Consider the following 12,915-nt stretch of genomic DNA (forward strand, 5'->3'; position numbering starts at 1 on the left):
AGCGGGCCCGGATGAACGAGACCCTCGCGGGCTGGCTCCAGGTGCTCGCCCTGATGATCGCGCTGTGCCTCACGTTCCGCCCGCTGGGCGGCTACATGGCGCGCGTCCTGACCACCGATCACCATGGGCGGGTGGAGCGCCTGGTCTACCGGGCAGGCGGAGTGAACGGCGACGCGGACCAGAAGTGGTCGGTGTATCTGCGCAGCGTCCTCGCCTTCTCCGCGGTGTCGGTGCTCTTCCTGTACGCGTTTCTGCGCCTGCAGAACCACCTCCTGCTGTCCCTGGGAATGAAGCCGGTCACCGCGGATCAGTCGTTCAACACCGCGGCGTCCTTCGTCACCAATACCAACTGGCAGTCCTATTCCGGCGAGTCGACCATGGGGCACCTGGTCCAGATGGCGGGCCTCGCCGTGCAGAACTTCGTCTCCGCGGCCGTGGGCATCGCCGTGGTCGCCGCACTGATCCGCGGGTTCACGAGGAAGAGGACCGATCGCATCGGAAACTTCTGGGTGGACCTGACGCGGATCGTGCTGCGCGTGCTGCTGCCCCTCGCGTTCGTCTTCGCGATCGTGCTGGTGTCCGCCGGTGTCGTCCAGAACTTCCACGGCATCCACGACGTCACCACCATCGCGGGCGGGCACCAGCGTCTGACCGGGGGCGCGGTCGCCTCCCAGGAGGCCATCAAGGAACTGGGCACCAACGGCGGTGGCTACTACAACGCGAACTCCGCGCACCCCTTCGAGAACCCCAGCGCCCTCACCAACCTGATCGAGATCTACCTGATGCTGGTCATCCCGTTCTCGCTGCCGCGGACCTTCGGCACGATGGTCGGCGACAACCGTCAGGGCTACGCGATCGTCGCCGTGATGGCCTTGATCTGGGGTGCGTCGGTCGCCATCGTGACCGCGAACGAGTTGCACAGCGTCAGCAGCGCCGCCGGTCACGCCGCCGGCGGAATGATGGAGGGCAAGGAGACACGGTTCGGAATCTGGGCCTCGGCCCTGTTCGCCGTGTCCACCACCCTCACCTCGTGCGGAGCGGTCGACTCCTCCCACGACTCGTACACGCCGGGCGGCGGCGGAATGGCGATCTTCAACATGATGCTGGGGGAGATCGCGCCAGGCGGCACCGGCTCCGGGCTCTACGGGATCCTGGTCCTGGCGGTCGTCGCGGTCTTCGTCGCCGGACTGATGGTCGGCCGTACACCCGAGTACCTCGGCAAGAAGCTCCGGGGCCGGGAGATGAAGTTCGCCTCGCTCTACATCCTGACCACGCCCGCGATCGTGCTGATCGGTGCGGGGCTGGCGATGGCATTACCGGGCGAGAGGGCGGCCATGCTCAACTCCGGACCGCACGGATTCTCCGAGGTCCTGTACGCCTTCACGTCGGCCGCGAACAACAACGGCTCGGCGTTCGCCGGGCTGAGCGCGAACACCGTCTGGTACAACACCGCGCTCGGAGTCGCCATGCTCGTCAGCCGGTTCCTGCCGATGGTGTTCGTCCTGGCACTCGCCGGCTCGCTCGCCGCGCAGCAGCCCGTGCCGGTCACCGCGGGCACCCTGCCGACCCACCGGCCGCAGTTCGTCGCACTGCTGACCGGGGTGATCCTCATCGTCGTCGGTCTCACATACTTCCCCGCGCTCGCGCTGGGACCCCTCGCGGAGGGTCTGCACTGATGTCCACGACCGCCGCCTCCGCCCCCACTCCGCCCGGCGCCGGGAGTCAGCAGTACCGGGTCTCCGGCGGACTGCTCGATCCCAAGCAGCTTCTGACGTCCTTCCCCGGTGCCCTGCGCAAGCTGGACCCGCGCCTGATGCTCCACAACCCCGTCATGTTCGTGGTGGAGGTCGGGGCGGTCCTGACCACCCTGTCGGCCATCAGGACGCCCGGCGTCTTCGCCTGGGTGATCACCGCGTGGCTCTGGCTGACATCCGTCTTCGCCAACCTCGCCGAAGCCGTGGCCGAGGGACGCGGCAAGGCACAGGCGCAGACCCTGCGCCGCGCCAAGACCATGGCGACGGCCCGCCGCCTCGTCGGCTGGCGGCCGGGCGCCGCCGACGCCGCGGAGGAGGAGGTCCCGGGCGTGGCCCTCCGACTCGGCGATCACGTCGTCGTCGAGGCCGGGCAGATCATCCCCGGCGACGGCGATGTGGTCGAGGGGATCGCGAGCGTCGACGAATCGGCCATCACGGGGGAGTCGGCGCCGGTGATCCGCGAGTCGGGCGGCGACCGGTCGGCGGTGACGGGCGGCACCAAGGTGCTCTCGGACCGGATCGTCGTGAGGATCACCTCGAAGCCGGGGGAGACCTTCATCGACCGGATGATCGCACTCGTGGAGGGGGCCGCCCGGCAGAAGACGCCGAACGAGATCGCGCTCAACATCCTGCTCGCGTCCCTCACGATCGTCTTCCTGATCGCGGTGGCGACCCTGCAGCCCTTCGCCGTCTTCGCGGGGGCCGAGCAGCCCATCGTCATCCTGGTCGCCCTCGTCGTGGCCCTGATCCCGACGACGATCGGCGCGCTGCTGTCGGCGATCGGCATCGCGGGCATGGACCGGCTCGTGCAGCGCAACGTCCTCGCGATGTCCGGGCGCGCGGTGGAGGCCGCAGGTGACGTCAACACGCTCCTGCTCGACAAGACCGGCACCATCACCCTCGGAAACCGCCAGGCCGCCGAATTCCTGCCGGTGGACGGGGTGGGCATCGAGGAACTCGCGGACGCCTCCCAGCTTTCGTCCATCGCCGACGAGACGCCCGAGGGCCGCTCGATCGTCGTTCTCGCCAAGCAGCAGTACGCGCTGCGCGCCCGCAGCGAAGGAGAGCTGGACCGGGCGCGGTTCGTCCCCTTCACCGCGCAGAGCAGAATGAGCGGTGTCGACCTCGACGATCCTCGGGAGAACCGGTCTCTGCGCAAGGGTGCGGCGACGGCAGTGATGCGCTGGGTCCGTGACAACGGCGGTCACCCCACGGCGGAGGTCGGCGGCATCGTCGACGGCATCTCGGCGAGCGGAGGCACCCCGCTGGTCGTCGGCGAGGTGTCCCGGGCCGGTGGTACGCGCACTGCCCGGGTCCTGGGCGTCATCCACCTCAAGGACGTCGTCAAGGCGGGCATGCGGGAGCGGTTCGACGAGCTGCGCCGGATGGGCATCCGTACCGTCATGATCACCGGCGACAACCCGCTGACCGCGCGCGCCATCGCCGAGGAGGCGGGCGTGGACGACCTCCTCGCGGAGGCCACGCCCGAGGACAAGATGGCCCTCATCCGGCGTGAACAGGAGGGCGGCAAGCTCGTCGCGATGACGGGCGACGGTACGAACGACGCCCCCGCCCTCGCGCAGGCGGACGTCGGTGTGGCGATGAACACGGGCACCTCGGCCGCCAAGGAGGCCGGAAACATGGTGGACCTCGATTCCAACCCGACCAAGCTGATCGAGATCGTCGAGATCGGCAAGCAACTCCTCATCACGCGCGGCGCGCTGACGACGTTCTCGATCGCCAACGACGTGGCGAAGTACTTCGCGATCATTCCCGCGATGTTCGCGGTGGTCCATCCCGGCCTGGACAAGCTGAACATCATGCGCCTGCACAGCCCGACCTCGGCGATCGCCTCGGCGATCGTCTTCAACGCGCTGATCATCATCGCGCTGATCCCGCTCGCGCTGCGTGGCGTGCGCTACCGGCCGTCCTCCGCCGCCAAACTGCTCGGCCGCAACATCTGGGTGTACGGACTCGGCGGGCTGGTACTGCCCTTCCTGGGCATCAAGCTGCTCGACCTCTGCATCCAGTTCATCCCCGGCCTGCGCTGACAGACGGCCCGACGAGAGAAGACGGCGATCCCACCGTGCGCACCATCCTTCCCCCTGTACTCCAGCACCATCTGGTGGCCCTGCGGATGCTGCTGGCGTTCACCGTGATCACCGGCATCGCCTATCCCCTGCTCGTCACCGGCATCGCCCAGGCCGGTCTCTCCCACCGGGCCAACGGCTCGATGCTGACGACGAACGGCAGGCCGGTGGCCTCCACCCTGATCGGCCAGGACTTCGCCCTGCCGAAGAAGAATCCCCACGACGCCCAGGAGCCACTGCGCCCCGACCCCGGGTGGTTCCAGCCCCGCCCGTCCACCGGCGGCTACGACCCCACGAACTCCGGCGCCTCCAACCTCGGCCCGAACAACACCGACCTGATCAGGAGCGTTGGGGAACGCCGTGCCGCCGTCGCCGCCTTCGACGGGGTCCCGCCCACGTCCGTCCCTGCCGACGCGGTCACCGCCAGCGGCTCCGGGCTCGACCCGGAGATCTCCCCGGCGTACGCCTACGAGCAGGTCGACCGCGTCGCGAAGGCCCGCCACCTCGTCCCCGCCGAGGTCAGAACTCTGGTGTCCCAGCACGTCCGAGGACGTGTTCTGGGCTTCCTGGGTCAGGAACGCGTCAACGTCGTGGAGCTCAACCACGATCTGGCCGGGCTGGTGTGACCGGAAGGCGGGGCTCCTTGCCCGGCGGCGCGCCACGGTCGAAGTCCCGGCCCGGGCGGTCCCGGGCAAGGGCGCCGTCCTCCTCCGCACGGGGCAGGTGCCCCGTGCGGGTGCAGAACCACCCCGGCCACGCGCTGACGGTTCTCCGAGGCACCTGGGCGAAGCCTGGCGCGTCCTTGAAGGCCCACACCGCAGTGGTCCGGTCACACTGTTGCTGGACAGCCCCCGCACCCTGCACCGCGAGGTCACCCATGGCGTACGGTCTGGCCCGCCGCCAACTGCGGCCGAGAGTTCCGCTCCAGCACGGGGAGGGTGGCAAGTACCACTTGACCAGCCTGGAGGGGCTTGCCGCGCTGTCGTTGGACGCGCTGAGTTCGGTCGCGTACGGACCCGAGGCCATCGTGCTCGTCCTGATCGCCGCCGGGACCGGGGCGCTGACCGCCACGCTGCCGGTGACGCTGGTCATCGCCGCGCTGCTGGCGGTCCTGGTGATCTCGTACGGCCAAGTGATCGCCGTGCACCCCGATGGCGGTGGCGCCTACGCGGTGGCGAAGAAGGACCTCGGGCCGAGGACCAGTCTGCTCGCAGCGGCCAGCCTGGTCGTCGACTACGTGCTGACCGTGACGGTCAGCCTCGCCGCCGGCGCCGCCAGCCTCGCCTCCGCGTTCCCCGCTCTCGGCTCGCACCTGCTCGCCGTCTGTCTCATCGGACTCGTCCTGCTCACCGCTGTGAACCTGCGGGGCGTGGCGGACAGCGCCCGGGTGCTGATGCTGCCCACCGTGCTCTTCGTCGTGAGCATCTTCGGCATCATCGCCCTGGGGCTGCTGCGCGGCCATCCCGCGGCCGTCGTGGGAAGCGCTCAACCCGTCCACGTCACCGAGGCGTTGGGGCCGTTGCTGCTCCTGAAGGCCTTCTCCTCCGGTTGCTCCGCGCTGACCGGCGTGGAGGCGATCGCCAACGGAGTGCCTGTCTTCCGCGAGCCCCGTGTCAAGCGGGCGCAGCGCACCGAGCTGATGCTGGGCGCGCTGCTCGGGCTGATGCTGATCGGCCTGGCGGTGCTGATCCGCCGCGACCACGTGGCCCCACGCGGCGGTGTGACCGTCCTCGCCCAGCTGACCGCCGGCGCGTACGGAACGGGATGGCCCTATTACACGACCAACCTCCTGGTCACCCTGGCCCTCGCCTTCGCAGCGAACACCAGCTTCGGCGGCCTGCCCGTCCTGATGAGCCTGCTGGCCCGCGACCACCGCCTGCCCCACCTGTTCGGGCTGCGCAGGGAACGTCCCGTCTACCGCTGGGGCGTGCTGGCACTGGCACTGCTCGCGGCGCTGCTGCTGATCGCCGTGGACGGTGACACGCACCGGATGATCCCGCTGTTCGCGATCGGCGTGTTCACCGGCTTCACCATCAGCCAGATCGGGCTGGTACGGCACTGGGCGGGGCAACGATCGCCGGGCCGACTGCGGCGCGCGGTGCTCAACGGCTCGGGCGCGGTGCTGACCGCCGTGGCCGGACTGGTCCTCTTGGCCACCAAGTTCCTCGAAGGCGCCTGGGTGGTGGTCGTCACCGTTCCCCTGCTGATGCTGCTGTTCGCCCGTGTCGAGCGTTACTACACGGCGGTCGGAAAAGAGCTCGGTCTCGGTGAGATCCCCCCGGCGCTGCGGCGCGCCGAGTCCCTGGTCATCGTTCCGGTCGGAGAAGTCAGCAAGCTCGCCCAGCACGCACTGACGGCCGCCGGCGCCCTCGGACACGACGTCGTCGCGGTCGCCGTCCACTCCGACCCGGTCAAGGCTCAGGAACTGAGCGACAGGTGGGAACGCTGGAACCCCGGCGTACGTCTGGACATCATCGACAGTCCGCAGCGCTCTCTGGTGCAGCCGATCGTCGAGTACGTCGAGCGGGCGGTGGAGGAAGGGCGGCAGATCGCCGTCCTCATCCCGGAGGTCGAGCCGCTCCACCGCCGCTACCAGATCCTGCAGAACCAGCGTGGCATCCTGCTGGCCGCCACACTCATGGCCCATACCGACGTCGTTGTCTGCATGCTCCCGTACCGGCTCAGCCGGTGAACGTCGCATTCACGGCGCGCCTCATGACCGTGCGGCGCGCCGCGCACCTGAGGGGTCAGCCGACCTTGTTGGCGGGGCCGACCTCCAGCAGAGTCTCCGTTGCCGTTGCCGTTGCCGTTGTCGCTCCGATCGGTGGATGTGCTCGCCGCGGGACTCGACGGGCCCGCCGCGACGTCCTCCTTGTCCGACACCGGAAGGCGGCAGTCCCTTTCAGGCTGTTGCCTTTTCCTGCTGCTCTCCCCTGGCGGCTTCGTCGGCGGAGGGTGTGGTGCGCAGCGTCAGCAGGGCGGTGAGAGCGCCGACCGCGGCGAGAACCGCGGCGCCGAGGAAGGCGGCGGAGAAGCCGTTGGTGAGGGCCGTCGGGTTTCCGGGCTCGCGGGCACCGTGTGCGGCGGCGAGTGCGGTCATGGCGGCGAGGCAGAGGGCGGAGCCGACCTGGTAGCCGGTGTTGACGATCCCCGAGGCGAGGCCGCCCTCCTCCGGACGGGCACCGGACAGTGCGGTGCCGAGCGACGGAAGGTATTGATGGCCAGCCCGGTGGGCGAGCGCCCCACTGTTCGCTGCCGGGGTGGTCGCGTGCGGGACTCCGTGGGGCGCCGCACGTCTGTGCGGGCGGGTCGCGTCCGGTGGCGTCCCTCGGCCCTGCTCCGCAGGTGCGGGGGTGGGTCCCTCCGTCGGCGCGGCGGTGAACTCCGCCGTCGGCAAGGGGTGTTGGGGCGTGCCCCTCCGCCCCCGCCGCCTCGCCGGCCGAGTTCCGTAGCGGGCGCGCAGGGCTCGTACTGTCTCGACAAGGAATTTCACCCGTACGTCCGCATAAATGCGTATCACTCCACTTTTGACGATACGGTCGACGACGTGCTGTCAGCTGTTGCCCCGGGGCCGGGAGTCCGCCGCCTCGTCATCACTCTTCTTCTGAGCCTGGCGACCGTCGCCGTGGCTCACGTGCTGATGTGTGGTGTGCAGGCGCAGGACGGGCACCATGTGACGCCGATCAGCGGCTCGATGTCCGCGCTCGCCCCTGATGTGCGAGGCATGGAGAGCATGGGGGACACCCCGGAACCCGCCGGCTGCGACGCGTCCGGGGCCGGGCACCATCCGGCGGCTCCCGGCGGGTGCTGCGATTCGGCCGCGCTCCTGGGCGAGGTGTCGACGCGATCCGTGCTCCCTCTCCTGGAGGCGCTGCTGCTCACCCTGGCCGCGTGGGGACTCATGGAGTCGGGCCTTTCGGGTCTTGCGCACCACCCCCGCGGTCTCGCAGCCGAGGGGGCGTCGTCCCCCACGGGATGCTCTCTGCTGCGCCTGGTCTGCGTCAGCCGTACGTGACACGGCTCCGTGTGCCCGGTCGCTCCGCCGATCGCCCGCACGAGCCGCGCCCTCACCCGTACCGCTCTCACGCAACGGCCCCGTCCAGTCGTGGCCGTGGAAGGACCAGGTCGGCATGACCACTGCTCTGCGCAGCATTTCCCCCGACGACGTGCGCGCCTTCGTGGCGGCACACGAACTCCCCGTACCTGCGGGCGCCCCCCGCCGTACCCCCGCCGGAATGGTGGGCAACACGCCGGTCCTCTGGGTCGGAAGCCCCTTCAGCCCCGCCGGCCGCGGCTTCTGGGCCAAGTTGGAGGGCGCCAATCCCGGTGGCATCAAGGACCGTCCGGCCCTCCACATGGTCGCTGCGGCCCGAGCCCGCGGAGAGCTCCGTCCCGACGCGCCCGTCATCGAGTCCACCAGCGGAACGCTCGGACTCGGTCTCGCGCTCGCGGGCATCACCTACGGCCATCCGGTCACGCTGGTCACCGACCCGGGCATGGAACTCCTCATGGTTCATCAGCTCCGGGCCCTCGGCGCCCGCGTGGAGGTCGTCGAGGAACCGAGCCCGGTCGGCGGCTGGCAGCAGGCGCGCAGGGACCGCGTCCGCTCCCTGCTCGCCGCGGCTCCCGGCTCCTGGTGTCCCGACCAGTACCACAACCCGGACAATCCGGCGGCGTACGCGAACCTCGCCCTCGAACTCGCCGTACAGCTCGGCCGGGTGGACGTGCTGGTGGCCGCCGTCGGAACGGGCGGACACTCCGCCGGGATCACCCGCGCCCTGCGCGCGATGTCACCGGGCGTGCGGCTGGTCGGTGTCGACTCGGTGCGCTCCGCCATCTTCGGCCAGCCCGCCGGAGACCGCCTGATGCGCGGCCTGGGCAGCAGCATCCATCCGCGCAACGTCGACCACACCGCGTTCGACGAGGCCCACTGGGTCGCACCGGACGAGGCGGTCTGGGCGGCCCGGCGGCTGGCCAGACACCACTACGCGAGTGGCGGCTGGAGCGTCGGCGCCGTCGCGCTGGTGGCCGGCTGGCTCGCCCGCACCCACGCCCCGGGCACCCGTATCGCGGCGATCTTCCCCGACGGAGTCCATCGATACTGGGACACGGTCTACAGCGACGACTACTGCCGTGCGCACGACCTCCTCTCACGCCCGCCCGCGGACGACCCCGACGAGATCGGCCATCCCGGTGAGCGCGCCGTGGAGCGCTGGACGCGCTGTGTGAACATCACCGCGCCGCACGCGGACGAGGTGGCCGCGCGATGAGGGGATTCGTCCGGCAGTTCCGCTCCTTCGACGGCGCCGCCCGGCTGTTGATGGTCCAGCAGTTCACCATCAACACGGCGTTCTACATGCTGATGCCGTACCTCGCGATCCACCTTTCGGGCGGCCTGGGCATGGCCGCCTGGGCGGTCGGACTGGTGCTCGGCGTGAGAAATTTCAGCCAACAGGGCATGTTCCTCATCGGCGGCACGCTCGCCGACCGGCTCGGCTGCAAGAACGTGATCATCACCGGATGCGTGCTGCGGACCGTCGGCTTCGGACTGCTCGGCCTCGTCGATTCGCTGCCCGCCCTGATCCTCGCGTCGGCGCTGACCGGCTTCGCGGGCGCGCTGTTCAACCCGGCCGTGCGGGCCTATCTCGCACGGGAGGCGGGGGAGCGCCGCGTGGAAGCGTTCGCACTGTTCAACGTCTTCTACCAGGTCGGCATGTTCGTCGGTCCGTTGATCGGTCTCTCCTTGATCGCGCTGAACTTCCGGATGGTGTGCGCGGTGGCGGCGCTCCTCTTCCTCGGGCTCACTCTGGTACAGATCAGGGCGCTGCCCGACCGAGGACGTCCGTCCGAAGCGGGCGAGGGGCTCCAGGGAGTGCTCGCCGACTGGCGCGCCGTGGCGTCCAACCGCCCCTTTCTGCTCTTCTCGGCGGCGATGACCGGCTCGTACGTCCTGTCCTTCCAGGTCTATCTGGCGCTGCCGCTCCAGGCGCAGCGGGTGGCTCCGGGGAGCGGGGACGGCGTCACCACCGCGCTCTTCGCCGTGTCCGCCGGTGTCGCCGCGGCCGGGCAACTGCGCATCACCGCCTGGGCGCGGGCGCGTTGGTCGCCCGGTCGGTCGGTCGTGTATGGCCTGGCGCTGATGGGCGGCGCCTTCGCGCCGCTCGTGGTCGCCGGGGCGCCGCCCGGGGGAGAGGGGCCGCTGATCCGGGCGGCGGCCCTGGTACCGCTGTTCCTCGCGGCCGCCCTGCTCGCCCTCGGTACGGCGTTGGTGTACCCGTTCGAGATGGACACCGTCGTCACGCTCTCCGGCGACCGGCTGGTCGCCACCCACTACGGTCTGTACAACACCATCTCGGGCGTCGGGATCACCGTCGGGAACCTCGCGACCGGAGCCGTGTGGGATGCCTCCGCCGAGCAACCGCGTCTGCCCTGGCTGGTGTTGTGCGGTGTGGGTCTGATGTGCGCTGCCGCGGTCGCCGCCTTGATGCGAACCGGGAGACTCGGTCCGTTCCGGGCCGGCCGGGCGAGGGAACCGGTTCCGCAGCGGTGAGGGGCGTGGGTGGCCACGGGGACTGCGCCGCACCATGCCCGCTGCGCTCGGCCGCACGGTGAGACCGGGTCGGTTCTCATCCGTCAGTATTCGCAACTCTCTTGCACATGCGAGTAATGTTCACCAAGCTGGAGCGGTCCTTACTTCCTGCCCAGGACCTGGAGCCCCGTCATGCCCGCACTGATGCCGGATTCCGCCCCACAGCGCGTCATCGCCCTCTCGAACTTCGTCTACACGGTCGGCAGCGGCCTCTATCTGACCGCCGGGGTCCTGTACTTCACCGAGGCGGCGCACCTTCCGGCGAGCCAGGTCGGGCTCGGGCTCGGCATCGCCGGATTCGTCTCGCTGGCCGTGGGCATCACCGTCGGCCATCTCGCCGACAGATGCGGGGCTCGGGGCGTCTACGCGACCACCCTGGTCGTTCAGGCGCTGGCAACGGCCGGCTTCGTGCTGGCGGACAGCTTTTGGCCGTTCGTCCTCGCGGTATGCGCGGCCACGGGGGCCAAGGCGGCCGGACTTGCCGCACGCAGCCCGCTCATCAGGCACTACGGAGGAGGCCGGCCGCAGGAATTCCGCGCCTACCTCCGTGCCGTGACCAACGTCGGCATCTCCCTCGGCGCCCTGCTGGCAGGGTGGGTCGTTCAGGTGGGTACCCTCACGGCCTATCAGCTTCTGGTCATCGGCAACGCGTTCGCCTTCGTGGCTTCCGCGGCAGTCCTGTTCCTCCTGCCGCCGGTCAAGCCCGTCCCTACCGTCGACGGCCCCCGCTGGATCGCCCTGCGGGACCGCCCCTACCTTCTGATCACCGCACTCGACGGGATCATGGCCATCCAGTTCAAGGTCCTCACTGTGGCCATCCCGCTCTGGCTGGTCACCGCGACCACCGCCCCGCGCTGGCTCATCTCGGGCACCATGCTCACCAGCACCCTCATCGTCATCGCCTTTCAGGTACGAGCCAGCCGCAGCATCGATTCCCCGGCGGCCGGCGCAGTCGCCTACCGCCGAGCGGGTGTGGCCTTCCTCGTCTCCTGCGCCCTGATCTCCCTGACCGCGGGGATACCGGCGTGGGCCGCGGCAACGCTGCTCATGACCGCGATGGTGATCCACACGATCGGTGAACTCTGGCACTCCGCCGCAGGATTCGAGGTCTCGTTCGCCCTCGCGCCGGGGCACGCCACCGGACAGTACCTCGGTGTGTTCGGCCTGGGCGCCGGTCTGGCCGAGGCCTTGGGGCCGGGCCTGCTCATCTCGCTCTGCATCACCTGGGGCCGTCCCGGGTGGTACGTCGTCGGAGCACTTTTCGCCCTGACGGGCCTGGTGGCGCCCCTCGCCGTCCGCTGGGCACAGAGACATCAGCACACGGGGCGGTCGCCCCTCGAAGCCGTGGAGCGGGCACCGGCCGTCTGAACCACTCCGAGGGACTGCCCCACACGCATGTCATCCAACGGATTTGAAACGGTGCGAAGCGTCCCCGCGTGGGTTCTGTGCGGCCGCCGAGCATTCCGACTGGAACACGGCCGAGGCGAGTCCCACCGCCCGCAACGAGGGATCGGTGACGACGAGGCGGAGACCTTCGTGGATCCGCCGCCCGATTCGAGGGGGCTGCCCGGCGTGCCGGGGCACGGGCTCGGGGCGGCGGATGCGCCGGATCGACAGAAAGGACAGCGCGAAGAAGAACGCGGCGGCCACGAGGGAGAACGGCGCCGAGAACAGCGAGACCAGCACACCGCCGAGAGCGGGGCCGCCGATCTGCGCCGCGGACCTGCTGCCCTGCAGCAGGCTGTTGCCCTGCGTCAATTGTTCACGACGCACGAGCCTTACGAGAAAGGCCTGATACGCCACATCGAAGAACACACTGAGAACACCGACGAGGAAGGCGACGCCGAGCAACGCCGGAGCGCCGAGCAGACCCAGCAGGTACGCGGCGGGGATCGCGGTCAGTGCCAGAGCGCGGCCGAAGTCCGCCAGTACCATCACGTCGCGGGAGCGCCGGCGGTCCACCCACGCACCGGCGAAGAGCGAGAGCAGCAGGATGGGTGCCTGTTCCACCGCACGCACGACTCCGACTTCGGCGGCGCCGGCGTCCAGGGTCACCACGGCGATGAGCGGCAGGACCACCTGGGCGGCCTGTGCCCCGAGTTGAGAGGCGGTCTGGCCCGCCCAGAGCCTGCGGAAGTCACCGTCCCGCCACAGGCTCGGCAGGGCCGGCCGACCGGAGCGGGCCGCCTTCACCGCGGACCTCCTGCCCGCGGACCGCCGGGCAGGCCCGGCCTGCCGGGCGTGGAGGCCACGCGGAGCCCCGAAGGCCGAGCCCTCCATGCCGTCGACGAGGGCATCGGCCCGTTCCGAGGTGTCCGTGAGCGCCCCGAGCGGCCGCCGAGCCCGTCGGGCGGCCGTCCGGGCGTGGGCCGAAAGGCTCTCGGCGCTCGAAAGCGGTCCGGGGCCGTGTGGTGAGTACACACCACACGGCCCCGGACCGTCGGGACACCGTCGGGACTCCGTCGGGGACGGAGGGGTCAGC

At 70.2% G+C, this 12,915-nt stretch carries 9 protein-coding genes and 1 pseudogene; 8 read left to right on the forward strand and 2 right to left on the reverse strand.

Annotated elements, in window-relative coordinates:
* Positions 1–11: 11 nt before the first annotated feature.
* The 4 genes from kdpA to ACF1B9_RS27955 all read left to right on the forward strand — a co-directional run bounded on the left by kdpA (position 12) and on the right by ACF1B9_RS27955 (position 6,536).
* Positions 12–1,676, forward strand: coding sequence for a potassium-transporting ATPase subunit KdpA (gene kdpA, locus ACF1B9_RS27940; protein WP_391740745.1), 1,665 nt, complete (start codon positions 12–14; stop codon positions 1,674–1,676).
* Positions 1,676–3,805 (forward strand): potassium-transporting ATPase subunit KdpB, encoded by a 2,130-nt coding sequence (gene kdpB, locus ACF1B9_RS27945; RefSeq protein WP_391740746.1) that lies wholly within the window; start codon positions 1,676–1,678, stop codon positions 3,803–3,805. Before kdpA ends, kdpB begins: the two co-directional genes overlap by 1 nt.
* Before the next feature lie 35 nt (positions 3,806–3,840).
* Complete coding sequence (kdpC, locus tag ACF1B9_RS27950; RefSeq protein WP_391740747.1) at positions 3,841–4,470, forward strand: potassium-transporting ATPase subunit KdpC; 630 nt, start codon at positions 3,841–3,843, stop codon at positions 4,468–4,470.
* 251 nt (positions 4,471–4,721) lie between these two features.
* Complete coding sequence (locus ACF1B9_RS27955) at positions 4,722–6,536, forward strand: APC family permease (RefSeq protein ID WP_391740748.1); 1,815 nt, start codon at positions 4,722–4,724, stop codon at positions 6,534–6,536.
* Between the two features lie 210 nt (positions 6,537–6,746).
* On the opposite strand, the gene ACF1B9_RS27960 is transcribed toward ACF1B9_RS27955, so the two are convergent.
* Positions 6,747–7,241 (reverse strand): hypothetical protein, encoded by a 495-nt coding sequence (locus tag ACF1B9_RS27960; protein ID WP_391740749.1) that lies wholly within the window; start codon positions 7,239–7,241, stop codon positions 6,747–6,749.
* Positions 7,242–7,391: 150 nt separating this feature from the next.
* Here ACF1B9_RS27960 and ACF1B9_RS27965 point away from each other — a divergent pair, with 150 nt between their 5' ends.
* The 4 genes from ACF1B9_RS27965 to ACF1B9_RS27980 all read left to right on the forward strand — a co-directional run bounded on the left by ACF1B9_RS27965 (position 7,392) and on the right by ACF1B9_RS27980 (position 11,801).
* Positions 7,392–7,859, forward strand: a complete 468-nt coding sequence (locus ACF1B9_RS27965) for a hypothetical protein (protein ID WP_391740750.1) — start codon at positions 7,392–7,394, stop codon at positions 7,857–7,859.
* Positions 7,860–7,974: 115 nt separating this feature from the next.
* Positions 7,975–9,114, forward strand: a complete 1,140-nt coding sequence (locus ACF1B9_RS27970; RefSeq protein WP_391740751.1) for a PLP-dependent cysteine synthase family protein — start codon at positions 7,975–7,977, stop codon at positions 9,112–9,114.
* Positions 9,111–10,394: an MFS transporter gene (locus tag ACF1B9_RS27975; protein WP_391740752.1), complete on the forward strand. Its 1,284-nt coding sequence runs from the start codon at positions 9,111–9,113 to the stop codon at positions 10,392–10,394. The genes ACF1B9_RS27970 and ACF1B9_RS27975 overlap by 4 nt, the downstream gene beginning before the upstream one ends.
* A gap of 171 nt (positions 10,395–10,565) precedes the next feature.
* On the forward strand, positions 10,566–11,801 hold the full coding sequence (locus ACF1B9_RS27980) for an MFS transporter (protein ID WP_391740753.1): 1,236 nt from the start codon (positions 10,566–10,568) through the stop codon (positions 11,799–11,801).
* 84 nt (positions 11,802–11,885) lie between these two features.
* Here ACF1B9_RS27980 and ACF1B9_RS27985 read toward each other — a convergent pair.
* Positions 11,886–12,587: pseudogene (locus ACF1B9_RS27985) on the reverse strand (MFS transporter); the annotation flags it as partial.
* Between the last annotated feature and the right edge of the window lie 328 nt (positions 12,588–12,915).

Origin of the sequence: Streptomyces sp. NPDC014727 (assembly GCF_043083485.1) — a bacterium.
GTDB lineage: Bacteria > Actinomycetota > Actinomycetes > Streptomycetales > Streptomycetaceae > Streptomyces.

Bases quoted from the DNA above. Each gene is read 5' to 3' on its own strand.
- kdpA (WP_391740745.1), top strand. From the start codon at position 12: ATGAACGAGACCCTCGCGGGCTGGCTCCAGGTGCTCGCCCTGATGATC.
- kdpB (WP_391740746.1), top strand. From the start codon at position 1,676: ATGTCCACGACCGCCGCCTCCGCCCCCACTCCGCCCGGCGCCGGGAGT.
- ACF1B9_RS27955 (WP_391740748.1), top strand. From the start codon at position 4,722: ATGGCGTACGGTCTGGCCCGCCGCCAACTGCGGCCGAGAGTTCCGCTC.
- ACF1B9_RS27970 (WP_391740751.1), top strand. From the start codon at position 7,975: ATGACCACTGCTCTGCGCAGCATTTCCCCCGACGACGTGCGCGCCTTC.
- ACF1B9_RS27975 (WP_391740752.1), top strand. From the start codon at position 9,111: ATGAGGGGATTCGTCCGGCAGTTCCGCTCCTTCGACGGCGCCGCCCGG.
- ACF1B9_RS27980 (WP_391740753.1), top strand. From the start codon at position 10,566: ATGCCCGCACTGATGCCGGATTCCGCCCCACAGCGCGTCATCGCCCTC.